Source organism: Halosimplex amylolyticum, from assembly GCF_051414035.1.
GTDB lineage: Archaea > Halobacteriota > Halobacteria > Halobacteriales > Haloarculaceae > Halosimplex > Halosimplex amylolyticum.
On record NZ_JBLKNW010000002.1, the window covers coordinates 238,122 to 264,483 of the forward strand.

General features: G+C 69.3%; 27 protein-coding genes and 1 tRNA gene. 13 read left to right on the forward strand and 15 right to left on the reverse strand.

The window, feature by feature from the left end:
- Nucleotides 1-23 precede the first annotated feature (23 nt).
- Complete coding sequence (locus ACMGFE_RS11770; RefSeq protein WP_436925392.1) at nucleotides 24-2,267, reverse strand: hypothetical protein; 2,244 nt, start codon at nucleotides 2,265-2,267, stop codon at nucleotides 24-26.
- Nucleotides 2,268-2,470: 203 nt separating this feature from the next.
- Between ACMGFE_RS11770 and ACMGFE_RS11775 the strand changes: the two genes are divergently transcribed.
- The 8 genes from ACMGFE_RS11775 to ACMGFE_RS11810 all read left to right on the forward strand — a co-directional run bounded on the left by ACMGFE_RS11775 (nucleotide 2,471) and on the right by ACMGFE_RS11810 (nucleotide 7,278).
- Entirely contained in the window at nucleotides 2,471-3,673 is a 1,203-nt protein-coding gene (locus tag ACMGFE_RS11775) for an inorganic phosphate transporter (RefSeq protein ID WP_436925393.1), read from the forward strand.
- A 458-nt stretch (nucleotides 3,674-4,131) separates the two neighbouring features.
- The gene (locus ACMGFE_RS11780; protein ID WP_436925394.1) at nucleotides 4,132-4,473 is read left to right on the forward strand and encodes a glutaredoxin family protein; all 342 of its coding nucleotides are present in this window, start codon (nucleotides 4,132-4,134) and stop codon (nucleotides 4,471-4,473) included.
- Nucleotides 4,474-4,586: 113 nt separating this feature from the next.
- A complete protein-coding gene (locus tag ACMGFE_RS11785) occupies nucleotides 4,587-5,105 on the forward strand; it encodes a DUF2243 domain-containing protein (protein ID WP_436925395.1) in 519 nt (172 codons plus the stop codon).
- A gap of 46 nt (nucleotides 5,106-5,151) precedes the next feature.
- The gene (locus tag ACMGFE_RS11790) at nucleotides 5,152-5,643 is read left to right on the forward strand and encodes a DUF8162 family protein (protein WP_436925396.1); all 492 of its coding nucleotides are present in this window, start codon (nucleotides 5,152-5,154) and stop codon (nucleotides 5,641-5,643) included.
- A 96-nt stretch (nucleotides 5,644-5,739) separates the two neighbouring features.
- A complete protein-coding gene (locus ACMGFE_RS11795; protein WP_436925397.1) occupies nucleotides 5,740-6,117 on the forward strand; it encodes a Rid family detoxifying hydrolase in 378 nt (125 codons plus the stop codon).
- Nucleotides 6,117-6,425, forward strand: a complete 309-nt coding sequence (locus ACMGFE_RS11800; RefSeq protein WP_436925398.1) for a DUF7981 family protein — start codon at nucleotides 6,117-6,119, stop codon at nucleotides 6,423-6,425. Before ACMGFE_RS11795 ends, ACMGFE_RS11800 begins: the two co-directional genes overlap by 1 nt.
- Before the next feature lie 27 nt (nucleotides 6,426-6,452).
- Nucleotides 6,453-6,533 (forward strand) — tRNA-Ser (locus tag ACMGFE_RS11805).
- Between the two features lie 253 nt (nucleotides 6,534-6,786).
- Nucleotides 6,787-7,278, forward strand: a complete 492-nt coding sequence (locus ACMGFE_RS11810; protein ID WP_436925399.1) for a hypothetical protein — start codon at nucleotides 6,787-6,789, stop codon at nucleotides 7,276-7,278.
- A gap of 22 nt (nucleotides 7,279-7,300) precedes the next feature.
- On the opposite strand, the gene ACMGFE_RS11815 is transcribed toward ACMGFE_RS11810, so the two are convergent.
- From ACMGFE_RS11815 to ACMGFE_RS11825, 3 genes are all read right to left on the reverse strand, one after another.
- Entirely contained in the window at nucleotides 7,301-8,491 is a 1,191-nt protein-coding gene (locus ACMGFE_RS11815; protein WP_436925400.1) for an MFS transporter, read from the reverse strand.
- 81 nt (nucleotides 8,492-8,572) lie between these two features.
- The gene (locus tag ACMGFE_RS11820) at nucleotides 8,573-9,238 is read right to left on the reverse strand and encodes a DUF7998 family protein (protein WP_436925401.1); all 666 of its coding nucleotides are present in this window, start codon (nucleotides 9,236-9,238) and stop codon (nucleotides 8,573-8,575) included.
- A 187-nt stretch (nucleotides 9,239-9,425) separates the two neighbouring features.
- Entirely contained in the window at nucleotides 9,426-9,671 is a 246-nt protein-coding gene (locus ACMGFE_RS11825) for a DUF2249 domain-containing protein (protein WP_436925402.1), read from the reverse strand.
- Nucleotides 9,672-9,829: 158 nt separating this feature from the next.
- Between ACMGFE_RS11825 and ACMGFE_RS11830 the strand changes: the two genes are divergently transcribed.
- Nucleotides 9,830-10,246 (forward strand): SRPBCC family protein, encoded by a 417-nt coding sequence (locus ACMGFE_RS11830; protein WP_436925403.1) that lies wholly within the window; start codon nucleotides 9,830-9,832, stop codon nucleotides 10,244-10,246.
- Nucleotides 10,247-10,364: 118 nt separating this feature from the next.
- On the opposite strand, the gene ACMGFE_RS11835 is transcribed toward ACMGFE_RS11830, so the two are convergent.
- The 7 genes from ACMGFE_RS11835 to ACMGFE_RS11865 form a co-directional block, all read right to left on the reverse strand.
- On the reverse strand, nucleotides 10,365-10,733 hold the full coding sequence (locus ACMGFE_RS11835) for a DUF5615 family PIN-like protein (protein WP_436925404.1): 369 nt from the start codon (nucleotides 10,731-10,733) through the stop codon (nucleotides 10,365-10,367).
- Nucleotides 10,730-11,005 carry a DUF433 domain-containing protein gene (locus ACMGFE_RS11840; RefSeq protein ID WP_436925405.1) on the reverse strand — a complete coding sequence of 92 codons (276 nt, stop codon included), beginning with the start codon at nucleotides 11,003-11,005 and terminating at the stop codon, nucleotides 10,730-10,732. Before ACMGFE_RS11840 ends, ACMGFE_RS11835 begins: the two co-directional genes overlap by 4 nt.
- A 58-nt stretch (nucleotides 11,006-11,063) precedes the next feature.
- Entirely contained in the window at nucleotides 11,064-13,136 is a 2,073-nt protein-coding gene (locus tag ACMGFE_RS11845; RefSeq protein WP_436925406.1) for an ABC transporter ATP-binding protein, read from the reverse strand.
- The gene (locus tag ACMGFE_RS11850; RefSeq protein ID WP_436925407.1) at nucleotides 13,133-15,127 is read right to left on the reverse strand and encodes an ABC transporter ATP-binding protein; all 1,995 of its coding nucleotides are present in this window, start codon (nucleotides 15,125-15,127) and stop codon (nucleotides 13,133-13,135) included. Before ACMGFE_RS11850 ends, ACMGFE_RS11845 begins: the two co-directional genes overlap by 4 nt.
- A gap of 132 nt (nucleotides 15,128-15,259) precedes the next feature.
- On the reverse strand, nucleotides 15,260-15,910 hold the full coding sequence (locus tag ACMGFE_RS11855; RefSeq protein ID WP_436925408.1) for a TetR/AcrR family transcriptional regulator: 651 nt from the start codon (nucleotides 15,908-15,910) through the stop codon (nucleotides 15,260-15,262).
- A gap of 88 nt (nucleotides 15,911-15,998) precedes the next feature.
- Nucleotides 15,999-17,636, reverse strand: coding sequence for an MATE family efflux transporter (locus tag ACMGFE_RS11860; protein ID WP_436925409.1), 1,638 nt, complete (start codon nucleotides 17,634-17,636; stop codon nucleotides 15,999-16,001).
- Between the two features lie 122 nt (nucleotides 17,637-17,758).
- Nucleotides 17,759-18,397: a TetR/AcrR family transcriptional regulator gene (locus ACMGFE_RS11865; protein WP_436925410.1), complete on the reverse strand. Its 639-nt coding sequence runs from the start codon at nucleotides 18,395-18,397 to the stop codon at nucleotides 17,759-17,761.
- Nucleotides 18,398-18,732: 335 nt separating this feature from the next.
- On the opposite strand from ACMGFE_RS11865, the gene hjc reads away from it, so the two are divergent.
- A complete protein-coding gene (gene hjc / locus ACMGFE_RS11870; RefSeq protein ID WP_436925411.1) occupies nucleotides 18,733-19,254 on the forward strand; it encodes a Holliday junction resolvase Hjc in 522 nt (173 codons plus the stop codon).
- Between the two features lie 20 nt (nucleotides 19,255-19,274).
- Here hjc and ACMGFE_RS11875 read toward each other — a convergent pair whose 3' ends face one another.
- Nucleotides 19,275-20,198, reverse strand: a complete 924-nt coding sequence (locus ACMGFE_RS11875; RefSeq protein WP_436925412.1) for a polysaccharide deacetylase family protein — start codon at nucleotides 20,196-20,198, stop codon at nucleotides 19,275-19,277.
- A 73-nt stretch (nucleotides 20,199-20,271) separates the two neighbouring features.
- Nucleotides 20,272-20,943, reverse strand: coding sequence for an SWIM zinc finger family protein (locus ACMGFE_RS11880; protein ID WP_436925413.1), 672 nt, complete (start codon nucleotides 20,941-20,943; stop codon nucleotides 20,272-20,274).
- 213 nt (nucleotides 20,944-21,156) lie between these two features.
- On the opposite strand from ACMGFE_RS11880, the gene ACMGFE_RS11885 reads away from it, so the two are divergent.
- Nucleotides 21,157-21,405: a DUF7472 family protein gene (locus ACMGFE_RS11885; protein ID WP_436925414.1), complete on the forward strand. Its 249-nt coding sequence runs from the start codon at nucleotides 21,157-21,159 to the stop codon at nucleotides 21,403-21,405.
- 54 nt (nucleotides 21,406-21,459) lie between these two features.
- Here ACMGFE_RS11885 and priL read toward each other — a convergent pair whose 3' ends face one another.
- Together priL and ACMGFE_RS11895 are read right to left on the reverse strand one after the other, a co-directional pair.
- Nucleotides 21,460-22,683 carry a DNA primase regulatory subunit PriL gene (gene priL, locus ACMGFE_RS11890; RefSeq protein WP_436926088.1) on the reverse strand — a complete coding sequence of 408 codons (1,224 nt, stop codon included), beginning with the start codon at nucleotides 22,681-22,683 and terminating at the stop codon, nucleotides 21,460-21,462.
- A 232-nt stretch (nucleotides 22,684-22,915) separates the two neighbouring features.
- On the reverse strand, nucleotides 22,916-23,527 hold the full coding sequence (locus ACMGFE_RS11895) for a cell division protein CdpA domain-containing protein (protein WP_436925415.1): 612 nt from the start codon (nucleotides 23,525-23,527) through the stop codon (nucleotides 22,916-22,918).
- 162 nt (nucleotides 23,528-23,689) lie between these two features.
- Here ACMGFE_RS11895 and ACMGFE_RS11900 point away from each other — a divergent pair, with 162 nt between their 5' ends.
- Both ACMGFE_RS11900 and ilvD read left to right on the forward strand, forming a co-directional pair.
- On the forward strand, nucleotides 23,690-23,824 hold the full coding sequence (locus tag ACMGFE_RS11900; RefSeq protein WP_436925416.1) for a hypothetical protein: 135 nt from the start codon (nucleotides 23,690-23,692) through the stop codon (nucleotides 23,822-23,824).
- 210 nt (nucleotides 23,825-24,034) lie between these two features.
- Nucleotides 24,035-25,786, forward strand: coding sequence for a dihydroxy-acid dehydratase (ilvD, locus tag ACMGFE_RS11905; RefSeq protein WP_436925417.1), 1,752 nt, complete (start codon nucleotides 24,035-24,037; stop codon nucleotides 25,784-25,786).
- Nucleotides 25,787-26,362 lie beyond the last annotated feature (576 nt).

A 26,362-nucleotide genomic window follows, 5' to 3' on the forward strand; every position in this document is an offset into this window, starting at 1 on the left:
GCGGCTCTCCCCCGGGAAACCCATCAGAGCTTCTCGGAGTTTTTGGCCTGTTTCGACCGCCGGTCGATCTGCTCGAAGCGGTTGTCGGCCGCGTTCGCCAGTCCCGGCGGGAGGGCCGAACGGGCCGTCTCCAGTCGCTCGGTCGCGCGTTCCAGCCGCGAAGCCACGGCGTCGATACTCGCGTCGGCCTGCCCGCGGTCGCCGGCCTCGGCGCGCTCGGCGGCCCGCTCCGCGGCCGCGGCGATGGCTTCGAGTACCTGTACGAGGCCCCGGAGCGAGTTGCCCGGTCCGCCGTCGTCGTCGCTCCCGCCGCCACCACCTCCGCCGCCGCCCTGTCCCTGCCCCGACGAACCGGCGTCGCCGTCAACGTCGCTCTCGTCGTCGAGTTCAGCCGCGACCGCCGCTCGGGTCTCTTCGGCCACGTCGGCGAGATACCGGGCGAGCGATGCTTTTCCAGTTTGCGGGCGGTCGACGCTCACGCGCTCCTCGGTACCGGGATTGACGCGTTCGGCACCGACCTCGTCGTCCGAGTCCCTGACCTCCGCCGTGTAGGCGCCGCCGCGGTGGACGTAGACGGCGTCCGGGCCGGACAGCGGCGCGTCGTAGAGGCGCCCCGCGAAGTCGTCCTCGACGGCCAGGTCCGTCAGGTCGTCGTCGCTCTCGGTGGGGTCGACGGCGAGTTTCGTCGCGTCCTCGCGGGCGACCAGCGACACGTCGCCGCCGACGCCGGCGGCCGTCACGCCCGAAACGGGGCCGTCACCGGGCGTTCGTGTCCCGACGTCGGTCGCCGCTGCCGTGCCGTCGGCCGTTTCAGTCCCGGCAGCCGAGGCGTCGGTCGTCGCCGCCTCGCCGACGGCGACGGTCTCGCTGTGCGGCGCGAGGCCGGCGCCGTTGACCGTCAGGCGGTGTTCGCCGTCGGGGACGTCCTGCGCGACGGCGATGCCGCCGAACGTCGGGACGGCCTCGGGCTCGCTCTCGACCAGCGCGACCGCTTCGACCGGTGACTCCCGCGTCGTCAGGCCTTCGTTCTCCGGCGCGTCGGGGGAGGGGACCGCTTCGACGACGCGGGCGAGGACGGTGTTGACCGGTGCGGGGTCGCCGACGGCGTCGTAGCGGTCGGCGAGTGCCCGCCGGTGGGTCGGGTCGGAGACGTCGGCGGCCGGGTTCTCGTATCGCGCTTGTTCCCACGGCGCTCCCGGCGCCGTGAGGTGGCTCGCGACGGCGTCTTCGACCGCGCCCGGGATCGCGAACTCGAAACTCAGTTGCGGGCCGGTGAAGTCGGCGACGTGTTCGAGGTCGGCCGTCGGTACGAGGTCGTACGTCACGTCGGCGTCGATCTCGGCGTCGGCGTCGGTGGCCGCCGCGTCGAAGACCAGCCCGGTCGAGCGCTCCGGGAGGTCGGTCGGCGGCGACGAGAGCGCGTCGAACGACCGAACAGTCGCCTCCGCCGGCACGAGGTCAGACTCCGCCACGGACGGGAGCCGGTCGTGTTCGTAGACCGGTGCGCCGTCGAGTTCCGGGACGACGAACGGCAGGCGACCCCCTTCGTCGCGCGGCAGGCCGTAGGCGAGCGGCAGTTCGGCGACGTCTTCGAGGCCCTCGATGGCGCTGTTGGTGATGTCGGCGAGGAGGTCGCCGCCCCCGAGTCGCTGGAAGCGGTCGGCGGCGTCGTTGACCGACAGCGCGCTCGAATGGGAGCCGAGCTCCGAGAGGATCCGCGGTCGGCGGCCGGGGTCGGGGTCGAGGAACTCGTTGTTCGGGACCGTCCGGGAGTGGGAACTGGCGACGTACAGCTGTGGGTCGCCCGAATCCGTGTCGACGAAGACGTGGAGTACCTCCCAGTCGTGCCAGTGGAAGTTGGTGGTGAACTGGTCGAACGCCGAGTAGAACCAGTACTGGACGACCGCCAGGGGCGAGCCCTCGTAGGCGACCGCGTTGTAGAACACGGTCGGCTCAGGTGGAGAGTCACCGTCGAACGCGTCGGTGTAGCCGTCGAACGCGGCGAAGCCGTCGACGACCGTCTCGCCGTCGCGCTCGCGCTCGTAGGGTCGGGGGTCCGTCGGGAGCCACCGTTCGCCCTCGTCGAAGTACAGCGTCGGGGCGAACCGCTCGGCGAGGTCCCGCGCCCGGTCGTCGGGGACGGCGGTCGTCGCGTCGTCGGCCTCGCGCTCGAAGGCGCCGCAGCCGGCCAGCGCCGCAGCGCCGGCGCCGGCCACGCCGCCGAGGAGTCGCCGGCGAGTCAGCGTCTGCGGTCCGTCCGGAATCATCGCTCCACCTCACGGACGGGTGAGTCGGACGCGCCGGAAAATCGCATGGCCAGTGCTTCGAGCGGCGGCGGATATGTCTTGTGTCGCGGTCGCCGCCCGGTGATGCCGATCGTCGCCGGGGTGCGCTGGCGCGAACGTTTATTCGGACGCCGACACAACGTGCCGGCGATGGCTGCATCGTCTACCGACGGAGGGTCGTGAGCGTGGCGGGTGTCGGTTTCTGGGCGCTGGTCGTCCTCGCGACGGTCACGAGCCTGCTGACCGCGTGGGCGCTGGGCGCCAACAGCAACTCGCCGCCGTTCGCGCCCGCGATCGGCGCCAACGCCATCTCGACGATGCGCGCCGCGTTCCTCATCGGCATCCTCGCCGCCCTCGGTGCGATCACCCAGGGCGGCGCCATCTCCGAGACGGTCGGGGCGGGCCTGATCGACGGCGTCGCGATCACCTCGCTGGCCGCCACCGCCGGCCTGCTGACCGCCAGCGCGTTCATGGCCTTCGGCGTCTACACGGGCTATCCCGTCCCCGCGGCCTTCGCGACCACGGGCGCGATGGTCGGCGTCGGCCTCTCGCTCGGCGGCGACCCCGCGTTCGACACGTACCGCCGGATCGTCACGTTCTGGGTGCTCGTCCCCCCCGTTTCGGGTGGACTCGCCTACCTCACCGCCACGATCCTCCGCCGCGACGACATCCCCGAGACCGTCGGCGTCCCCCTCCTGGCGGCAGTCGTCGGCGCGATCGTCGCCAACGTCGAGTTGAGCGTCATCCCCTCGGGGCCCGACGCCACGCAGAACTCGCTGGCCGGACTCGCCGCCGACCTGGTCGACCTGCCCGCCGTCACGACCGTCCAGCCGATGGTCGCCGTCGTGACGGTCGCCCTCGCGGTCCTGAGCTTCCAGTTCATCCGTCGGCGGACCCAGCAATCGGTCGACAAGGGGATCCGGACCTTTCTCGTCGTCCTCGGCAGCGTCGTCGCCTTCTCCAGCGGCGGGAGTCAGGTCGGCCTCGCCACGGGACCGCTCGAAAACCTCTACAGCGCCGAACTGGGACTGCCGGGCATCGTCCTGCTCGCTATCGGCGCGGTCGGGATCCTCGGCGGGGCGTGGATGGGCGCGCCGCGACTCCTCCAGGCGACCTCCCGGGAGTACGCCTCGCTGGGCATCCGCCGCTCCATCGCCGCGCTCGTCCCCGGGTTCGTCATCGCCCAGGTCGCCATCGCCCTGGGCATCCCCATCTCGTTCAACAACATCATCATCTCCGGCGTCATCGGCGGCGGCCTCGCCGGTGGCTCGGCGGGCGTCTCCCGCCGGAAGATCGGCGTCACCCTCGCCTTCTGGCTCATCACGCTCGTCGCCTCCATCGCCATCGGGTTCGGGCTCTACCGCGTGTTCGCCGCCGTGCTCGGGTGAAGACATTATTCTGGTGCGATGATGTGTTGAACGAACGTTGTGGCGGCCGCTGGCGAGCGTGCCGAACGATAGTGGGGCCGCGAGGCGGAGCCGTGCGAGGGATGAGCAACGCAGGCGAGCGAAGCGAGCCGAGTAGCGCAGTCGGTTGGGGAGGCGTGAGGCTGTTTGCGGTTACTGTGGCGGTGTGATAGCTGTCCTCCTGGCGGACTGAAAGGGCGAGGCGCGCTCGCGCCGCAGGGGAGTCGCTGGGTGGGCACTATTCGAGGGAGCGAAGCGACCGAGGATATCCCGGCCAGCGACCGCGAGCGGGCCGAGGGCTTTCGACACTGAACGTCGGCCGTGGTCGCGACTCCTAGCGAGCGGGACGAGGACTTTCACCGCGTGCTGTCACCAGCGAAAAGGTCGACTCAGAGACGGTCGTCGCAAGAGGTATCCACGAGGGGCGCCAGCACACGGGTATGACGTTCGATCCCAACGAGAGCCTTCCCCAGGACGAGGTCGACGAGCGCGTGGACGAGGCGATCGAGAACAACGAGGTCGTCCTGTTCATGAAGGGCACGGAGATCATGCCCCAGTGCGGCTACTCCGACCGAGCACTCACACTGCTCAAGCAGTACCGCGACGACGTCGAGGTGGTCGACACGCTCGAATCGCTCGACGAGTTCCGCGTCGCGCTCGAACGCCACAGCGGCCGGGAGACCATCCCGCAAACGTTCGTCGACGGCGAGTTCGTCGGCGGCAGCGACATCCTCAAACAGCTGGACGAGCGCGGCGACCTCGAACCGAAACTGACCGCCTGACGTTCACACCAGCGACACGCCGGATTTCCGTCACGGCGGCCGGAGTTCCGTTACGCCGGCCGGGTTTCGGGCGCCGGCCGCGCCCTTTTCCTCGCGCTCGTCGTATCGGAGATATGGCCGACCGTTCGGGTAGCTGGCTCGGTGTCCCGCACGATATCGCGCCGCTCGTCCGGGCCGGCGTCGTCCTCGGGCTCGGACTCGGCGGTTTCTTCGACGGCATCGTCCTCCACCAGGTCCTCCAGTGGCACCACATGCTCTCGGCGCATCCCGACCCGGCCGTCGCCGGCGACCTGCAGCTGAACGTGCTCGCCGACGGGCTGTTCCACGTCGCGACGTACGTCTTCACCATCGCCGGCGTGGTGCTCCTCTGGCGGGCGTGGCGCGACCCCGCCGTCCCGCCGTCGGGGCGGGTGCTGTTCGGGGCGACGATCCTCGGCTGGGGGACGTTCAACGTCGTCGAGGGCGTCGTCGACCACCACCTGCTGGCGATCCACCACGTCTGGCCGGACGGTCCCGGTTCCGTGCTCCTCTGGGATCTCGCGTTTCTGGCGTGGGGCGCCCTGTTCGTCGTCGGCGGGTACGCCGTCGTCCAGCGGACGAGCGCACAGTCCGGCGAGCGCACCGGGTCCTGACCGATACAGGAGAAAACACTTTCCGGCCCTCGCCGGATCGGTCCGCATGGCCCTCCCGCTCGCTCTCCGCCCGCCAGCACAGTCAGTCGGCAGCGACGTGGCGGGGACGCTCCTCGGCATCGCCATCCTCGTGCTCGCGCTGGTGCTCCCGGGGCTCGCACTCGCGGCGCTGTGGCTCCCGTTCACGCTCTCGAAGCGCGTCCGGCGGCTGTTCGAGATGGGGCCGACGAGCCACTGGCTGGGCAACTTCGTCGCCGGATTCGTCGTCGTCGGAGCGGTCCACACCGCTCTCCTGTTCGGGACGCTGACGAACGCGCCGACCGACGACGCGGTCGCCAGCATCGTCATGCTCGGCAATCCCGCCTTCGCGCTCGTCTGCTGGGCGGTCGCCGCGTTCGCGCTCCCGCTCGTCGGCTACGACTGGGTCGAAGACGCCGTGGTGTCCCGACTGTTCCTCTTCCTGGGGGCGGTCTGGTACGCCGCAGTGACGACCGTCCCGCTCTTTCTCGCGATGGTGTTCTACTACCTCCCGACCTGACCCGAGCGCGGGGCTTCGGTCCGCGGCCGCCGGGACCGCGCGGTCACTCGCCGGACGCCACCGAGTTTTAAGCCGGTCGCGGGCGCTCCTCCGGGTATGAAACGCATCGTCGACACCGACGCGGCGCCCGCGGCGGTGGGCGCGTACAGCCAGGCCACCGAGACCGACGACCTCGTGTTCACGGCGGGGCAGATCCCCCTGACGCCGGACGGCGAACTCCTCGACGACGCCGACATCGACGTCCAGACCCAGCAGTCGCTGGAGAACGTCGCGGCCATCCTCGAGGAGGCGGGCGCGAGCATGGACGACGTGCTGAAGGTCACCGTCTACCTCGACGACATCGGCGACTTCGACGCGATGAACGACACCTACGAGACCTTCTTCGACGACGAACCGCCGGCCCGCAGCGCCGTCGGCGTCGACGAACTCCCGAAGGGCGTCGGCGTCGAGATCGAGGCCATCGCAACGAAGTGATGGCCGGCGACGACGCGCCGAGCGACGACGACGCGCCGAGCGACGACGACGCGCCGAGCGACGACGACGGGCCACGCGAGCGGTCCACCGACGAGCCGATGCTCGACTCACGGACGAAATCGAGCCTGCTGTGGGGTCTCGTCGGCGGGCTCTCGTTTATGGTGCTCGTCCAGGGCTACGAACTCCTCACGGATCTGCCGGTCGGCATCGGCGTGAAGTTCGCCGTCGCGCTGGTGGTGGCCGTCGGCGCGGCTGGGCTGACCCACGTCACCCGGGGCCGACTGCCGACGCAGAACGAAAGCCCTTAACCGACCGACTGCGGTATCTCCAACTGAGCCAGGATGGCCGAACGGTAAGGCGCACGCCTGGAAAGCGTGTTCCCTTTGGGATTCTGGGTTCAAATCCCAGTCCTGGCGTACCACCTTTTTGCGGCTCGGGTTTCCTCGGTCGCCTTCGGCGACCTGCGGGAACCGCTCACCGCAAAAAGATGGGGCAAAAAGGCCGAGCGCGCCGTCGGCGCGCTCGGAAGAAACCGCGCTCGCTCCGCTCGCGCGGTATGCTGGCCCCTATTACCACCGTTTCCGATTTAGAGCCGTACCTCAGCATCTATCCCTTGCATCGCATCTGGTGCAAAATTTGAAGCCCCTTCGTCGCATCAATACTGATGCAATGGGAGATCCTGACACGGAGGGTGAAGGGAGCTCAGAGGGGGGATCCGAGGCAGAGACGGCGCTCGACGAGACTGTCGAGCGGTCGTTCACGTGTACGTTCTGCGGATTCGGGATGATCCACGAGGTGCCGCTGTTGCAGGCCGAGGCCCAGAGCGTCTGCTACAACTGCGGCGACTGGACGACCCAGTCTGCCGACTCCGAAGTGGTGGTCCGAGCCGCCGAGACCGCCGCGGAGGCGCTCGCGGACGGACTCATGACGGAACGCCAGGCGCTGGCGTATCTCCTCCGGGAGGTCGCCGGCCTCGACAGACAGACTACCGCCGACGCGATGGAGAGCACGCCGTCGAACGTCGACAACCTCCAGCGGCGCGCGAGCGAGAAGGTCGACGCCGCGCGGGACCTCGTCGACGGACTGGAGACGCTGGAATCGACGACAGCGCCCGAGGAAACGCCCGAGGAATTGCCCGAGACGCCCGACGCCGACGGGTGAGGACGAACCCGCGCGACGGGATTCACTCCGCGAACGTCGCCGTCCGGCCGATACGTAATCGCAGGAAGACCGGCAGGGTCACGAGCGCGACGATGATCTCCAGGCCGCCGGCGACGAGGAAGGCGGTGGGGTAGTCGTAGGCACTCGCGACGCTGCCGCCGACGAGGACGCCTGCGAGGAAGCCCAGGCTACCGAAGACGTTGAAGCCGGCCATGGCCACACCCCGCTCGCGCTCGCTGGCGAGATCCGTCACGAGCGCCATCGTCGCCGGCGACATGAGCGCGCCGAGGACGCCGACCGCCAGCATCCCCGCGCCGGCCAACTCGACCGTCGGCGCGCGGCCGACAGCGATCACGACGAGACCGTAGCTCGCCGACCCGGCGACGATGGGCAGGGTCCGACCGATCCGGTCCGAGAGGATGCCCATGGGGTACTGCAGGAGGGCGAAGGGAGCGAAAAAGAGCGCGAGCATCAGCCCCGTCGCGCCCGGGCCGAGGTCGAACGCCGTCCGGAAGTACAGCGTACCGACGAGCGCGAAGAACCCGGCGGTGAGCCGGTCGAGAAACCCGAACGCGTAGGGGACGCCGAGCGCTGGCGTCCGCCGCACGCCCGCCATCGCGCGAGCGAGCGAGTCGCGGTCGCCGGAGGGCGCCCGGTCGTCGACCGCCAGCGCGAGCAGGCCGACGCCGGCGAGGAGCGCGCTCGCGAGATAGAGCGGGACGAACGGGCCGACCTCGTAGAGCTGGCCGCCGATGGGCGCGCCGAGTGCAGTCCCGCCGCCGATGGCGGCACCCGCGGCGGCCATGTTGCGGCCGTGCCCGCCGTCGAGATCCATCAGCATCGTCATCGCGAGCGAGAAGGCGCCGATGGTGACCGCGCCCTGGAGCGCGCGGAGCGCGAGCACGGCACCGAACGAGAGCGAGGCGAGCCCGGGGACCACCGCGAGCGCGAGGTAGCCGACGCTCCCCCCGATAGCGCCGGCGGCGATGAAGGGCGTCCGCCGGCCGGCGCGGTCGCTCGCGGCTCCCCAGACACCGGCGAAGGCGACGAACGCCGCGAACTCCGCCGCGAGGAACCACATGCTCGCGTCCAGATCCGTCGTCGCGCCGAGCGCGCCGACCAGCCGGTCGACGCCGGGGTACAGGAGCACCTGCGCCAGCAATACGGCGAAGACCATCGCCGCCAGCGACCAGCGGTCGCGCGACTTCGTCATTCACCCGAGACGTGGGACGAGAGCACCATCGGTGTGTCGGATGCGACTCGCCCCGCCGTTGCCGCCCCCACGTCACCCTCCTCAGAACGGCGTCTGCGACCCGTCGGATTCGGGCGCGCCGGGGAGGCCGTCGTCGATCTCCGTCTCGAGACCGGCCCCCGATCCGCCGCCGTCGTCCGGTGCCGGCATCTCACCGGTCTCCAGGAACGTCGACTCCAGCTCGCGCAACGCGGCGTTGATCGGCACAGACCGCTGGTGCATCGGCGCCACGCGGACGCGCACGAGGTCGAACTCGTGGCGGTCGGTGAGCCCGTTCCACGCCCGGAACGACCCCTTCGTGAGCGTGTCGCTCTGCGGGCAGAACGCGGTCGTCGGCGTGAACTCCGCGCGGAGGACTCGCGCGTCCGCGGCGACCTCGGGCGGGCCGTCGGCACCCGCTGGCAGACCGTCGGTGGCGCCCGCCTCGGCGACTCGATCGGCGTCTTCGACGGCGTACCGGTAGCCCGCGTCGGGGTGTCGGGTGTCGCAGTTCAGCCGCGCGAGGTTGTACCCGAACGTCATGTCGTACACCGCCCGCTCCTCGAACAGCTCGCGCGCGAGCCGGTGGACGGCGAGGTGGCGCCGGTCCGCGAGCACGTCGTGTCCGTCGAGAAACTCCCCGGGAGCGGGGACGTGCGCCGGCACGAACTCGTCGTAGGCGTCGAACGTGTCCTCGTCCGCGCCGAACGGCGATGGAACGCTGACCATGTCCCCGATTGGGCGTCTGCGAGGCTATGCCTCGTCCCGAACTGGTTCGGGGCGCTGCGCAGCGGTGTGGCGGGGGGACGGCCCGGTCGGGAGCGGCGTTCGGTGGCGATCAGCGAATGCAGTCGAGGGTGCGGTCAGCGATTGTGGTCCGTCAGCGGTCGCGGTCCGTCAGCGCAGTCACTCGCGGTCATTCGCCGCCGGCGTGGCTGATGCGGACGAGCCACTCGTCGTCGGCTACGTGCTCGGTTTCGTGGGTGAACCCGCGCTCGGCGAGCACGCCGTAGAGCGGTTCCGGTTCGAAGTTGTTCAGCAGGCGGAGCGTGCCGTCCTCCGGCAGGGATTCGAGCGCGCCCATGATGTCGCCGAACGGTTCGCCCTCGATCTCCCGCGCGTCGAGCGTTCGCGTCGCCTCCGTTGATTCGTCGCTGGCCATACCCCGAGTTGGGGGTCGCCGGGCGAGCGCGTTGTGCCGAAGACGTTCGGCCCCCCGCTCGGCCGCCCGTACGACTGCTCGATGGGGCGGATCCGCGAACGCCGCCACCGAACCGGCACTCCGTGACACTGACGGGGCTGGGGCGCGTGGGGTCGCGCATGCAGTCGGTCACCGTGTCTCGACGAGTCGACGCGCCGCCCGAGCGAGTCCGCGCGGCCATGGGCGACCTGGAGGAGTTAATGCTCGCCGCTGGCTTCACCGACGTGACCGTCGACGGTGCCGACATGCACCTCGAGAACCAGGTCGGCCTCGCGACGGTCACCCTCGACCTCCGCGTCGTCGAGACGGACGCCGACCTCGCCTACGAACAGGCCGACGGCTTCTTCGAGGTCATGGACACCGAGTACCGGGTGACGCCCGTGGGCGACGAGGCGTCAGAGGTGACCGCGACGACCGACTTCGCGCTCGATGTCGCGCTCGTCGGCCAGATCCTCGACGCGACCGTCATCAAACGCCAGCGCCGTCACGAACTCGAACAGCAGTTCGACTGGCTCGAAGACGAAGTCGAGGAGTGAGCGGCTCTTCTCGGGCGGTCTCTGTTGTAGTCGATGGTGAGCGGTGAACGTTCCTGGCCCGCTCGCACGACTACTGTCGTGCGACGTGACGCGCGACAGCGCACGCTGACGGTAGTCTCTACTCGTGGAACAGCTCGTACCACTCGTCGAGTTCGGCGATTTCGTCGGTGAGCGCGCGATACCCGTATTGTGAGACGACTTCGTCCACCGCTCGCGCGAGCCCTTCAGGATCGTCGTCGGGGAGCGATTGCTCGCGGTAGAGAAACAGGCCGGCGTGTTCGATATCCTCGTGTAACGGCTCGAAGTCCTTCGCGTTGTTCGTAACGAGGATGACGCCGTTTTCACCGCACCAGCGAACCAACGTGGGGTCCTCTGTCTCTTCGCCGAACCGATCTTTCGCCTGTTGGACCTCGTAGCCCCGTTCGGCGAGGACTCGCTCGAAAACGCGCCCGACGTGCTCGTCGAGGAGAACGTCGGGGTCCGTCACTCGACCGGCTCTTTCGGCTTCAGTGCGGTGTCACCGAGGCGCTCGAACGCTGCTTCGTTCGCGCGTTCGAACTCCCGTATCTCTTCGATGTTGTCGTAGTAGTACGACAGCGCCTCGTACACCTCCGCGAGCGATAGATCGAACTGATCTGCAGTGTGCGCTGGTGACCGATTCTCGTCGACCACCCGCGCGGCGACGTGACGGACCCCGACGCGAGTCCCGTCGATGCGGGGTTCACCGCCGAGCACGTCCTCGTCGCGAACGATCGTCATACTACGAGTAGGGCTCGTATCCGGTTATAAACTTTCGCCGGTCGCGGGAACGTGCCCTTCACGAACCGAGCGCGCCGACCTGCACCTTCCAGAGGTCGGCGTACTGTCCGTCGCGGTCGAGCAGCTCGTCGTGCGTGCCCTGCTCGACGATCTGCCCGTCGTCGACGACGACGATGCGGTCGGCGTTTCGGACTGTAGAGAGCCGGTGGGCGACGACGAAGGTGGTCCGGTCGTCGGTCACCTCGGCGAGCGAGCGCTGGATCAGGACCTCCGTCCGGTTGTCGACGTGGCTGGTCGCCTCGTCGAAGACCAGCATCGGGGGGTCCGCCAGCAGGACCCTGGCGATGGCGATCCGCTGGCGCTGCCCTCCCGAGAGTTTCACGCCGCGCTCGCCGACTTCGGCGTCGTACCCCTCGTCCAGTTCGCTGATGAACTCGTGGGCGCCGGCGGCCCGCGCGGCGGCCTCGACTTCGGCGTCTGTGGCCCCGTCGGGCTCGTGGCTCCGCCGCTCGCCGTCCGAGGGCTCCCGGGGGTCGCTCTCGCGGCTCGCGGTTTCACCGCTCGCGTCCTCCGAGGGCTCACTCCGTTCGCCCTCGCTCACCCCGTAGGCGATGTTCTCGCGGATGGTTCCCGTAAAGAGGAACGGGTCCTGGGCGACGTAGCCGATCGACCGACGGAGGGACTCCCGCGTGAGGTCTCGAACGTCGTGACCGTCGACGCGGACCGCGCCCTCGTCGGGATCGTAGTACGCCTGCAGGAGCTTCAGCAGCGTCGACTTGCCGGCACCGGTCTCGCCGACGAGGCCGATAGTTTCGCCGGGTTCGACGTCGAGGTCGACGTCCCGCAACACGCGCTCGTCGGTCTCCTCGTCTCGCGGCTCACTCCGTTCGCCGCTCGACTGGTTCGAGGCGTTTCGCGCCTCGCTCGGGTAACTGAAGGACACGTCGTCGTACTCGACGCGGCCCTCGGGGTCTTCGAGGACCGTTCGGCCGTCGTCGCGCGGCGGTTCGATGCGCTGGACGCCGAGGATGCGCTTGGCCGAGGAAGTCGCGGCCTTGTAGAGACCGGTCACCCAGGCGGCGAAGCGCACCGGGAGCACGAGGTTCTGCGTGTAGTACATGAACGGGACGAGTTCGCCGGCGGTGATCGTCCCCGGGAGGAACCAGAAGCGGCCGTTGATCGCCCACTCCGTACCGACGAACAGCGTCGCGACGAACGCGACGCCGGCGAGCATGCGCAGCGAGGGCTGGTGACGGACGCCGACGAGATGGGCGCGCCAGCTCGCGGTCCGATGGGTGGCCGACTGGCGCTCCACGCGGTCGGTCTCGTACCCCTCGCCGCCGAACGCCTTCACCGTCTGGATGCCACTGATGTTCGTCTCCAGCAGGGCGTTGAGGACGCCCGTCTCCTCGCGGACGTCGTCGTTCCTGGCCTCGTGGCGGGCCCCGTACCAGAAATTGACGGCGATGAGCACCGGCGCGACCGCCAGCGAGATGAGCGCCAGGCGCCAGTTCAGCAGGGCCATGTAGACGAGCGAACTCGCGATCATCGAGACGGAGACGACCCCGAGGTTCGGGCCGACTTCCAGGAACCGTTCGAGGGAGTTCACGTCGTTGTTGAGGACGCTCATCACCTCGCCGGTCTGCTGGGTGTCGAAAAAGCCCATGTCCAGGCGCTGGACGGTGTCGAACGCGTCGACGCGGACGCGGTGGAGCGTCCGCTGGGCGAAGAGGAAAAACGAGTACTCGGCGAGGATGCCCAGGCTCATGTCGACGACTTTCAACCCGAACAGGAGCGCGACGGTGAACGCGAGTTGGGGCGTCGGCTCGGTCGGGATCCAGCCGGTCGGGACCAGCGGCAGGGCGTACGCCCGGTCGTTGAACATCGCGTCGAACGCCAGCCCGATGATGAACATGTCGATGTTCGAGATGAACTGCGCGCAGACCGAGGAGACGGCCCCGAGTCCCACCCAGCCCAGGTCGCCGCGCCCGCCGTCGCGGAGCAGCGAGAGCAGCGGCCAGCGCTCGTCGTCCGCCGCGGCGGCGATTCGCCCGCGCTCGCGGCTCGCGGTTTCATCGGCTGCGTCTTCCGAGGACTCGCTTCGCTCGCCCTCCCCCTCGCTGTCACTCATCGGGACACCTCCCCGTCGGCGACCGGTTCGGGGGCGTCGGTCTCGCCGGCCCGCTCGCGGCCCCGCGCCCGTTCCAGGAACGCCTCGGAGACGGCGTCGACATCGCCGACCTGCACCTTCCAGAGGTCGGCGTACAGGCCGTCCCGCTCGACGAGTTCCTCGTGGGTTCCCTGCTCGACGATCCGGCCGTCGTCGACGACGACGATTTTGTCAGCGTTCCGCACCGTCGAGAGGCGGTGGGCGATGGCGAGCGTCGTTCGCTGGCCGGCGAGCGCGTCGATGCTCTCCTGGATCTGCCGTTCGGTCTCGTTGTCGACGTGGCTGGTCGCCTCGTCGAGGACGAGTATCTCCGGCTCGCGCAACAGCGCGCGAGCGATGGCGACGCGCTGGCGCTGGCCGCCCGAGAGGCTCTCGCCGCGCTCACCGACTTGCGTGTCGTAACCCTCGTCCAGGTCGCGGATGAACTCGTGAGCGCCCGCGAGTTTCGCGGCCGCGACGATCTCCTCGTCGGTCGGGTCCTCGTGCTCGCGGCTCCGCCGCTCGCCCTCCGAGGGCTCCCGGTGGTCGCCCTCGCTCACCCCGTAGGCGATGTTCTCGCGGATCGTCCCGTAGAACAGGAACGGGTCCTGTGAGACGTAGCCGAGGTGTTCGCGCAGGCTGCGCGGGGAGACCTCGGCCACGTCCGTCCCGTCGATGCGGACGGACCCGTCGTCCGGCTCGTAGAACCGGAACAGCAACTTGGTGATCGTCGACTTGCCCGCGCCGGTCGGGCCGACGATGCCGACGAGCGAGCCCGGCTCGGCGGTGAAGCGCACGTCGGTGAGTTGTCGCTCGTCGCTGCCGGCGTAGCCGAAACTCACGTCGTCGTACTCGATGCGGCCCTCGCGCACGTCGAGGTCCTCGCCGGTCTCGGTGGCGTCGCGGTCCGTCTCGAGGACGGAGACGATCCGCTTGCTGGAGGCCAGCGCGTTCTCGTAGCTGTCGAGCACGTCGAGCATGAGCTGGCGGATCGGGCCGTAGAAGGACTTGCTGTACAGCAGGAACGTCAGGAGCGTCCCGGCGGTCAGCGAGTGGCCGAGGACGGGCGGCGCGCCGTTGAGGTTGATGTACGCGCCGATGGCGAACAGGCCGACGAAGGAGAAGGAGGCGATCGACCAGCTGCTGAAGTTGAAGGCGAGACGCAGGCGGATGACCGACCAGTTGCGGTCGCGGTACTCCCGCGAGGCCGATGCGACCGCGTCGCGCTCGCGGTCCTCGCGGGCGAAGCTCTTGACCGTCGCGATGCCGTCGATGCTGTCCTCCAGCCGCGAGTTCACCCGGCCGACGCTCTCGCGGACGCGTTCGTAGACCGTCTCGACGCGCGTCGTGTACCAGTGGCCGACCAGGGCGAGTCCGACGGGCATCACGAGGAGGAGCGCGGCCAGACGCAGGTGCAGCGTCGCCATGAACGCGAAGGCGACGGCGATCTGCGTGACGAACCGGAGCCCCTGAACGGCGTTGTTGGCGAAGCCGTTCAGGTTGCTCACGTCGTTGTTGAGGACGCTCATCACGTCCCCGGTCTGGCGCTCGTCGAAGAAACCCAGGTCGCGCCCGACCAGCGCGTCGAACGCGTCGACGCGGATGTCGTGGAGCGTCCGCAGGCGCGCCGTCCCGGCGATCCTCCCGGCGAGCCAGCTCAGCGTCCCGTCGAGGAGGTACGCCGCCGCGAGCAGGCCGACGGTGAACGTGATCTGGCCCTCCGTGGTCTCCGGGATCCACCCGGTCGGGACGCCCGGGAGCGCGTAGGGCGTGCTCGACAGGAGGATGGCGTCCAGCGCGACGCCGACCACGAGCGCCGGCACCCGCTGGGGGACCTGCGCCAGCGCCGTCCCGACGATCGCGACGACGTATCTGGGCACGTAGGGCCGGGCGTACCGGCGGGCCAGGTGCCAGAGCGGGTTGCCGACGCCGTCAGGGACTTCGAATTTGGAGGACTCGGGGGACTCACTCACGTCGGATCACCTGGGCGGGGTCGCAGCGGGAGACGCCGCCGTGTACAGCGATCTGTCCGCGGGGGCCGGATATCGCTACCGGTGGTGTGACAACCGATGACGCGCCGAGCCGGGCCCGGGGCGGCGGCCGGTTCACGCGCCGCCCTCCGCGAGGTAGTCCTCGACCAGCGACTCCAGCCCGTCGAGGACCGGTTCGACGCGCTCGCCGTCGGCGAAGATGGCGCGGCGGTTCTGCCCAGAGCGGATGGCCGCGACGAAGGTGACCGCGAACGGTTCGGGGTCGACGTCGCGGAACTGCCCGGACTCGATCCCCTCCGTGACGGCGTCGGCGACGAACCCCTCCAGGAAGTCGGAGTCGTATTCGACGGCCTCGCGCAGGCGGTCGTCGTAGGGGGCCTGGGCCTCGATCTCCAGGAGCATCCGCGAGAACTCGACGGCGGCGTCCTCGTCACCCTCGACGTCTCTGAGCATGTACCGGGCGAGTTCGAGCAGTCGCTCCCGGGGGTCGTCGCTGTCGGCGCGCTCGCGGACCTCGTCGGTGAGGTGGTCAAGTCCGTTCGTGAACATCGAGAAGACCAGATCCTCCTTGGTGTCGTAGTAGTGGTGGACCAGCGACTGGCTCACGCCGGCCGCGTCCGCGACCGCCTGCGTCGTGAAGTCGTCGAAGCCGCGCTCGACCAGCACGTCGAAGGCGGCCCACCGGATCTCGTCCGCCGTCGACGGCTCTCCGTCGGATCCTCCGTCGTCGTCGCCGCCGTCCGCGCTGCCCGAACTATCACTCATGTTGCTGATTGAGTACTCAATCAAACAAGTATCTGATGGTTCTGGTGCGGGTTCCGTGATTCGTCGGGGTCGACCGCGGCTGGCGGCGTCAGTCGGCGGGTGTCGGGACGGGGTCGTCCTCGACGACGCTGTCGGTCCAGGTGCCCCGGAGGAACCACGACCCGACGATGAGCGCGGACCCGACGTGCATGATGGCCAGCGCCCACCAGACGCCGGTGGTGCCCGTGTCGAACGCGGTCACGAGGACGTAGGCGGGGATCACTTGCAGTCCCCACACCGACGTGACGGACATGATCATCGCGGCGCGGGTGTTGCCAGCGCCGTTGAAACAGCCCTTGACGACGTGGAACGCGCCCATGAAGGCGAACGTCGGGGCGACGATCCGCATGAACTCCTCGCCGATGTCGACGATGGTCCCCGCCTCGGCGCCGACGATGAAGACGCCGACGATCTCGCGGGCCCAGACCACGCCGACGGCGCTGACGACGACGTACGCCGCGGCGAGCATCCCGAGCGCGAGGTAGACCGCCCGCCTGGCGCGGTCGGCGCGCTTCGCGCCGAGGTTCTGGCCGACGGCCGTCTCGACGCCCATCCCGAGCCCGACGGCGGGCAGGAAGACGAAGGAGGTCAGCCGGGCGCAGATCCCGAACGCGGCGACGGCGGTCGGCCCGACGAACGCGACGATGGCCGTCATCGCGCTGTAGGAGAGCGCTCCGGAGCTCTGCTCGATGCTCGCGGGGTAGCCGACCTCGACGATCTTCCGGACCGTCTCGCGTTCGAGTCGCAGGTCCGCGAGCGACAGCGACAGGCCCAGGCGACCCGAGAACAGCAGGGCGACGCCGGGGACGGTCGCGAGCGCCCGCGAGAAGATGGTCGCCATCGCCGCGCCGCGGACGCCGTGGCCGGTGAAGCCGGTGGCGTCCAGCAGGCTCGCTTCGAGTCCCCGCGCGCCGAGGGCGCCGAACAGGGGGTTGTCGGCGAACCCGAAGATGAAGACGGGGTCGAGGACGACGTTGACGGCGACGCTGACGGCCATCAGGTACATCGGGGTGCGGGTGTCGCCCCAGCCCCGCAGCAGCGACTGGAAGACGAAGAAGCCGAACATGAACCAGACGCCCAGGAAGATCACCCGCATGTACTCGAGCGAGTAGGCGAACACCGTCGTTCCGGGCTCGGCGCCGATCAGCCGCAGGAACGCGGGCGCGAGCAGGTATCCGACCCCGCCCAGGACGAGCGAGAAGAGGGACACGAACGCCAGCGTCTGGCCGGCCACCTCGTTGACGCGCTCGACGTTGTCGGCGCCCTTGTGCTGGGCGACGAGGACGCTCCCGGCGAGGGTCAGTCCGCCGCCCAGCGAGATCAGGACGAACACCGGCGGCCAGGAGAAGGAGAGCGCGCTCACGGCGTCGCCGCCGAGGCGGCCGACCCAGAAGGTGTCGACGAGGTTGTAGACGACCTGGAGCAACTGGGTGAGGACGATCGGCGTCGACAGCGCGAGCAACGGCCGGAACAGCGACCCCTCGGTCAGGTCGTAGTCGCTGTCCCCGGTCTGGTCGACGAGTTCGTCGGAATCCGGTTCGTCGGAATCCGGTTCGTCGGAATCCGGTTCGTCGGCATCCCGGGCGTCCGGTTCACCGGCGTTCGTGACAGCCGATTCGTCGGTGTCCTGGGCGTCCGCTTCGTCGGTCTCGTGCTCCGTCCCGTCTGACTCGTCTCCGTCGTGCATGGCTCGTCACTCCCGACCGGAGTCCGCGGGCGGCCCGGTCCGTTCGTCGTTGCTATACCCGTGCGCCCGCTTCAGTATCGGGGGTACCGTGCGTTCCGTTCGCACGCCGACTCGCCCCCGACTCACCGCTCGTCCTCCGCGCTCGTCGCGGCCTCCGCGTCGGTCGGTTCGCCGGCGACCAGCAGGTCGTCGATCAGGTACGATTCGACGCCGGCGAACGCCTCCTCGGTCGGCGCGTCGTCGCCGAGGATCACGTCGTGGGACTGGGCGCCCTCGATGGCGGAGCGAAAGAGGGCGGCGTAGCGCTCGGGGTCGACGTCGCGGAACTGCCCGGACTCGATCCCCTCGCGGACGATGTCGGCGATCACGCCGCGGATGAGCCGGTCGTTCTCGACGAGTTGGCCCTGCAGGTCCGGGTCGAAGGGGGCCTGCGCGCGCATCCCGAGCAGCGCGGTGTGGAAGTCCCGGGTCGCCTCCTCGTCGCCCATCCCGTGGACGACGATCTCGGCCATCCGGCGGAGGCGGTCCCGCGGATCGGCGTCCGCGCCGCCCTCGACCTCGTCGATGAACCCCTCGAGGAGGTGGGCCATGAACGCCACCATGAGGTCGGCCTTGGAGTCGAAGTGGTAGTGGATGAGCGACTTGCTCTTGTCGAACTCGTCGGCGATGGCCTGGATCGTCAGGTCGGCGTACCCGTGGGCCGCGAGCGCCCGAAAGGTCGCCTCCATGATCGCCTGTCGCGTGGAATCCTCCCCGGTCATAGCTGGTCGAACGTCCAGTCAGGACTTAAGCGGACGGATCGCCGGAACAACTCTCCGGTGTGTTCGAACGGGCCGGCCCCGCCACCGCAGACGCGGTAGACCAGGGGGAACAGCCACGGAATCGCATGGGATACGGAGGGGGAGATACGGAGGATGACAGCGACAGCCGTCGCGGGCCCGACGCGGATCGGGGACCCGGACGCGAGCGGTCCGCCGGCGCGGGGGCAGGACCGGGACGAAAGACGGCCAGCGCGTCGCGCTCGCGGTGCGGTCGGGCGATCACTTTCGCTCCGGTCCCGATACCCTTTAGCCGTCGACCGGCAACTACTCGGCAGATGGCGAACTCGAACGCGAAAGGCGACCGCCGCGAGCGAGAGCTCGTCAACGAACTCGACGCGGCCGGTTTCGCGGTGATGCGCGCCCCCGCCAGCGGGAGCGCCACCGAGCGCGAACTCCCCGACGTGCTGGCCGGCGACGGCGAGGACTTCTACGCCATCGAGGCCAAGTCCTCGTCGGGCGACCCCATCTACCTCGACGGCGCCGAGGTCGAGGCACTCCTCTTTTTCTCCCGGAACTTCGGCGCGAAACCCCGCATCGGCGTCCGCTACGACCGCGAGGACTGGTACTTCTTCCACCCCGGCGACGAGGCCGTCCACGTCACCGACGGCGGGAACTACCGCGTCAAGAAAGAGACCGCGCTCGCCCACGGCACCGACTTCGACGAACTCGTCGGCCACTCCGAGAAGGTCACCCTCGACGAGGTGGCCGACGACGGCCCCGATCAGGGCACGCTGGACGTGCTCGCCGCCTTCGAGCGCGGCGACCTGACGAGAGAGGAAGCCGCCGAGATGCTGTAGCGAGCCGGCCGATGCGGCGGTCAGTTCGACGCCGTTCCCACCGCCTCGCGGACGGTCGTCACCTCGATCCCGCGCTCGCGAGCGGCGTCGACGACCGCGGCGACGCGTCCTGGAGGAACCGTCTCCCAGTCGGTGTGGCCCGCCAGGATGCCCAGCCCGCCGCGCTCGGCCACGCTATCGAGGTAGGTCTCGATCTCGACCATGCGCATCGCGTCCGTCTCCAGGTAGTAGCGCTGCAGGTCCAGCGGCGACTGCCCCGGCGGGTTCGGCAGTGAGCGCACCGCCGCGTCCGCCAGCGCGCCGAAGTGCTCGGTGACGACGCGCCAGACCCGCGCGTCGGCAGCGTCGTAGGGCAGCGCGAACGTCGTCGGCTCGAACCCCAGTTCCTGCAGGTCGCGCTTGGACCCCTCGATTTCGTCTCGAATCTGCTCGCGCGACGGCCGGAAGACGGCCTCCGCCGCGTCGAAGCCCGACCCGAGCGGGGCCTCGAACCGAACGAACGGGGTGCCGGGATCGACACTCGCACCCTCCTCGTCGTCCCCTCCGGCGTCGTCGCCCTCGACTCGCCCTTTCTCGGCGAGCGTGACGGTCTCCGTCCGGTCGCCGTCGGTCACTTCGAAGGTGTCCTCGGGGTAGAGCCCGTGGTCCGCGTCCGGGAAGACGTGGTCGCTGTCGAGGACGAGGCGCTCGTCGCCGGCGTCGGCGTCCGCGGCGAGGCCGTGGGCCTGCATGTAGCGGTGTTTCCGCCCGTGGGCCACGACCTCCCAGCCCTCGTCGACGAGTTCGCGGAGTCGGTCGACGGAGAGGTGTCCCTCCTCGCCGAGCCAGTCGGCGACGATCGCGAGCGACGCCGGGGCGTCGCGGTCGTCGAGGACCGGATAGATCTCGTCGTAGTCGGTGGCGTAGCCGTCGTCGAACGTCAGCGCGAGTCGGCCGTCGCTCATGCGCGTTCGTTCCGCGGGGCGGAGATAAGTGTTCGGCGAAGCCGCTCGTGCCGTCGATCGAGTCGGAGGGCGGCTACTCCGCGTCCGCCGGGACCCGGTCGCCCAGGTCCCGGTCCACGATTTCGGCGTCGTCGACCCGTTCCAGCCGCGAGCGCGGGAACGAGTAGCGCCGCGGCGACGGCGAGCGGGCCAGGTCGCTCAGGTAGACGACTTCGACGACGAGGTCGTCGCGGGGGTAACCGGCGTTGGTCGCGTAGTCGGCGACCGTCTCGCCGACGCCATCGATGACGACCTCGTGGGCGCGCTCGGGCGTGACGCGGACGACGACGAGGCGGTCGTCGGCCTCGCGGTCGCGGACGACGTCGCCGTTCTCCAGTCGGCAGGCCCCGCAGAGGTGGGGCTCGTCGTCGTCTTCGGGGACGAACGTGTCGATGCCGCAGGCGGCACAGGTCGCGGCGCGCTTTCCGGGTGCGGGCACGCGTCGGGTCGTGATCTCGATGCCGACGCGGCGGATGTGCTTGCAGCGATTGTGACGGATCCGGTTGTCGGGACAGGTGCAACTGCGGGCGGGGAGGTCGACGACGTAGGTCGCGCCGCTCTGGCTGTCGACGGCGTACCGCCCGTCGCCCAGGGGGCGGACGGCCATGCGCTCGGTCCAGGCGCGGGCGGCCCGTTCGTCGAGCCGCCGAACGTCCGGTGCGAGTGCGGTCTTTCGCGCGTGGGTAGGGGTGTGTGTTTCGGGCATAGGAGCTCGGACGCTGGTGTTTTCCGCTACTGCGTCCACACGAAACGTAGGTGCCGAACGAACCTAAGTCCGTCGGGGTCGTGCGCCGGCGGGCGCTCCGATCGGTCGCCGTCTGGCGGTGGGAGTCGCGGTCGAGCGGTGTCGGTCGGACTCGCCGGTGGGGGAAGGCGGGGCTTCGAAGCGCTTTTGCCGGGGCCGGGGAAACGCTTGGTCATGGAAATCGACCGGAAGTTGGCCGCCGAACTCGCCGTGTCGGCGGTTTCGGTCGTCGTGTTCGTCGGTGCCGCGTACGTCGTCAGTTCGAACTACGCCGTCCCGGGGAACGCGACGAACAACGGGTCCGCCTCGCCGGTTCTCCAGCCCGACGGCGGCCTGGCGATGGTCGGCGTCATCGGCCTGTTCGTCCTCGTGATGGCCATCGCCGGCCTGATCATGTACCGCGCCGACTTCGACGAAGAGTAGTCGTCCGCCCGGTCTCGCGTTCGTCCCTTCTCGACGCCTGTGGCCGTCGACCGCTCAGGCTCCCGAGTCGGCCTCCGGTTCCGCCCCGGACTCCGCGGTGGTGCTCTCCGTCCCTCCACCGGTCGCGCCACCGTCGCCTCCTTCGTCGTCCTCGCCCCCGTCTCCCTCTTCCTGTTCGTCGCGCCAGTCGGTCAGTTCGTCTTCGTCCTCCTGGTCGAGACGGTGTTCGTAGTAGTTCAGCGGGTGGGACTCGTCGATGACGTCCTCGCAGATGTCGTCCTTGTTGACGCAGTCGCCGTAGGACTGCATCGTCGCACACGACGGCGGCGAGTAGTCGGTGGGGCTGGTCGCCCCGCGGATGTGGTCGACCTGGTAGCGAGTCGCTTCCTCGCCGAAGCCGGGATTGACCTGGAAGATGTCGACGATCTCGTCGGTCGTCATCCCGATGCTCGTCAGGAACGACGCGATGGCGAACCGCGAGTGGTGTTCGAGGTGTTCGCCCTTCTGGACGCGGTCGAGCAGCGACTTCATGCAGGGCGGGAACAGCTCGGGCACGACGGTGTCGATGTCGCGCGTGAGGTCGAGTTCCGAGAGCCGCTCCCGGAGGTCTTCGACCTCCGCGGTGACCTCGGTCTCGATGGCCTCGGGGACCGAGAGGGGGAGGCCGTCGTCGACCCGCCGGCGCACGGCCTGGCGGCAGAGGACGAGCAGTTCCTCGCCGTCGACGACCACCTCGCCGTCGGCGAGCGCGCGGTTGACCAGTCGCCACTCGTCGCCGCGCTGGTCGGAGGCCAGTTCGAGGTAGGTGCCGACGCCGACGAGGAACTCGCGGGACTGCCCGTCGCTGGCGACGGCCGACCCGTCGCCGACGGCCCCGTCGACTGCGCGCACCGCGTCCGAGAGGTCGAACTCCGCGAGCAGGTCCGGGAGCGTGAGCCGGTCCGTGTTGGCGTATTTCAGCTCGGCGGTGTCGGCGAAATCGGCGGTGAACCGCTCGTAGGCGGTCGCCGCCTCCGCCTGAGCGTACCGGCGCGTGAGGACGTGCTCGTCGACGAGCGAGACGAGGACGCGCGCGACCGGATAGGAGAGCAACTCGATCCTGTCGACGTCGTGAGCCTCGCCGACGGTGCCGTCTTCCAGCGCCCAGACCACGCGCTCGACGCCGCGCGCGACGACCTCCGGCTCCTCGGCGACCACCGCCGCGAGGTCGACGTCGGCCTCGCCGACCGCCTGACGGGAGACCTGCCGGAACGGATAGCGCGCGTGGATGGGCTGGATCGTCATCGAGCGCTCTGTTGTGACTACCGTCGAATAAAGCCGACGGTCACCGGGGACGCGAACGGAACGCTTCGAGTGCGATGCGATCGGAGACGGCACGAAAGCCCGACCGGTTTCTACTGACCGGTCATTCTGTGCGGGCGGGACTTTCGTGCTGTGCTCGCCGGAAGCGATCCAGCTGTCGCTGCTCCGTCAGGACAGATCTCGCTCGAAACCCGCGAAACGTAACTCCTCAGTCCTCGTGGAGCGCGCGCAACTCCTCGGCGACGGCCTCGCTGTGCTCGTCGTCGCCCTGGACGGCGCGCTTGTAGCGGCGGTACTGGCTGCGGGAGACGTGGATCTCCTCGGTCTCGCCCTGGCGGGTGACTTCCAGGCGGATGGTCCCCTGGGGGTTGTTGCGGAGCTTGAACGAGGCGACGGCCGAGAGGACGAACCACAGCGCGACCGAGCCGCCGACGAAGTAGACCATGGCGGTCGGGAACGCGAGCGACTGGCTGGCCTCGACCCACCGGGTCGGGTAGGCGTGGTTGAAGAGGCCGACGCCGGCGACGTTGAGCGCGGCGCCGACGAGGACGCCGAGGCGCTCGCGGCGACTCGCTGGCAGGACGGCGACGACGCCGAGGAACATCGCGGGGATCCCCAGGCCCGCGAGGACGCCGGCGACGCGTCGCGTCTCGGTAGTCGTAGTCGCGTCGAAGACGGTCGCCAGCCCCGTCGTCAGCACGAAGATGGCGCTCACGACGGCCAGCGCGCCGACGACGAACAGGCTCCCGCCGGCGGACACGCGCCGCGGGTCCCTCCCGGTCCACTCCCCGCGGTCGTAGGCCTCCGAGAGACTGGGCATGGATCTCCGTTGACACGCGACCTACAAAACTACCCGTCAGACGCGCGCAAGACGAATCGTAGGCGACCAGTACGGCGACACAGCGCGGACGTGACCGGCGCTGTGCGTCCGGTAGGGACCCGGTAACAAGCCTTAAGTGAGACGATCGTGGTGGATATTCACATGGGCGCGGACTCAGGATCGACAGAGGCGACGGGGGCGCGGGACGAACAGTCGGACGGAATTCCCGACGCCGACGGGATCGACCCCGCCGAGCGCCGCTGTGCCGTTTCACTGGGCGAGCCGTCCGAGGAGTGATCCAGCACGGGGCCCAAGAGTGTTCCAGCACGGGGCCCGAAGAGTGGGCCAGTACGGGGTCCGAATCGTGGGCCAGTACGGGGTCCGAATCGTGGGCCGGGGACGGGCCGCGGGAACCCCAGCGCGCGCCCCGAACCGGTTCGGACGTCGGATGACACCCGACACCACGCGGTAGAAAACGGTTTAGGGCACAGGCGACCACTCTGAGGTATGAGTCACCAGGAACCCGAACCCCGCGACGACGAGCGCGAGGGTGCTCCCGGCGAGAAACCCGACGACCTGCCGAGCAGCGAAGTCACGGAGGGGACCGACAAGGCGCCCCACCGGGCGATGTTCCGCGCGATGGGCTACGACGACGAGGACCTGTCCTCGCCGATGATCGGGGTCGCCAACCCGGCGGCGGACATCACTCCCTGTAACGTCCACCTCGACGACGTGGCGGACGCCGCCTACGAGGGGATCGACGAATCGGGCGGCATGCCCATCGAGTTCGGCACGATCACCATCTCCGACGCCATCTCGATGGGGACCGAGGGGATGAAGGCCTCCCTGATATCCCGGGAGCTCATCGCCGACTCCGTCGAACTCGTCTCCTTCGGCGAGCGCATGGACGGCCTCGTCACCATCGGTGGCTGTGACAAGAACATGCCCGGCATGATGATGGCGGCCATCCGGACGGACCTGCCGAGCGTCTTCCTCTACGGCGGGTCGATCATGCCCGGCGAGCACGACGGTCGCGAGATCACTATCCAGAACATGTTCGAGGGCGTCGGCGCCGTCGCGGACGGCGAGATGACCGAGGACGAACTCTACGAGATGGAACAGCAGGCCTGCCCCGGCGCCGGCTCCTGCGGCGGGATGTTCACCGCCAACACGATGGCGTCCATCTCCGAGGCGCTGGGCTTCGCGCCGCTCGGGTCGGCCTCCCCACCGGCCGAAGACGAGGCCCGCTACGAGGTCGCCCGCGAGGCCGGCGAACTCGCGACGGAAGTCGTCGAGGCGCGGCGCTCGCCCTCCGATTTCCTCTCGCGGGAGTCCTTCGAGAACGCCATCGCGCTGCAGGTCGCGGTCGGCGGCTCGACCAACGCCGTCCTGCACCTGCTCGCGATGGCCGCCGAGGCCGACGTCGACCTCGACATCGAGGACTTCAACGAGATCAGCCAGCGCACGCCGAAGATCGCCGACCTGCAGCCCGGCGGCGAGCGCGTGATGAACGACCTCCACGAGGTCGGCGGCGTCCCGGTCGTGCTGAACGCGCTCTACGAGGCCGACCTGCTCCACGGCGACGCCCTCACGGTCACCGGCAACACGATCGGCGAGGAACTGGAGGCCGACGACCCGCCGGCCATCGAGGACCTGGACGTCGACTACCTCTACACGGTCGACGAGCCCAAGAACGAGCAGGGCGCCATCCGCATCCTGACGGGCAACCTCGCGCCCGACGGCGCGGTCATCAAGATCACCGGCGAGGACCACCTGCGCCACGAGGGCCCGGTTCGCATCTTCGACGAGGAGAGCGAGGCGATGAAGTACGTCCAGGAGGGCAACGTCGAGTCCGGCGACGTCATCGGCATCCGCAACGAGGGGCCCCGCGGCGGTCCCGGCATGCGCGAGATGCTCGGCGTCACCTCCGCCGTCGCCGGGCAGGGCCACGCCGAGGACGTGGCGCTGTTCACCGACGGTCGCTTCTCCGGCGCGACGCGCGGGTTCTCCATCGGGCACGTCGCCCCCGAGGCGTTCGTCGGCGGTCCCATCGCGGCGCTGGAGGACGGCGACACCATCACCATCGACGTCGACGAACTGGAACTGTCGGTCGACCTGACCGACGAGGAGATCGAGGAGCGCCTCGAAGACTACGACCCCGAGCCGACCTACGACAACGGCGTCCTGGCCAAGTACCACCGCGACTTCGGATCGGCGGCCAACGGCGCGGTCACGAACCCTGGCGTGCAGTGGGAGTGAGGGCGGACGCGGTGGTCTCGGTTTACCCGCGGCCGCGAACGGAGTCCTCGTGAGCGAAGCGAACGAGGGCTCGGAAGTGCTCGCTCTTCCGGTGTGAGCGGCCGTTTTTTGCCCCATCTTTTTGGCCGAGAGGGTCGCGAGCGGAGCGAGCGACCCCGAGGCGAAAAAGGTGGGTGCTACGAACCCCGGCGTGCAGTGGGAGTGAGCGGCCACGAAGTGGCCGCGAACGCCGAAAGGCGAACGGAGTGAGCCTTTCGGAAGTGAGCAAATCCGAAGGATTTGCGAAGGTCGAAAGACGACCGTAGGGAGTCTATCTGAAGCGAGCGGCCACGAAGTGGCCGCGATGCACCGCTCGTGAGCGAGCGGATACAGGTTTCAGCCATGAGGAACACGCCGTGGCGGTCCTGCACTGTGCTTTACCGGGCACTACGCCCATCAGGTGCGCCGACCGACCGCCCTTCGCGGTGTGAGTGTTAATTTCACGAATGATATCTCTGTCACAAGGTATATGCGGGGCGACCGCTTAGGTCCAAATATTATTGTGAACTGGCCGACGATCCGGCGGGGTCATCCGGA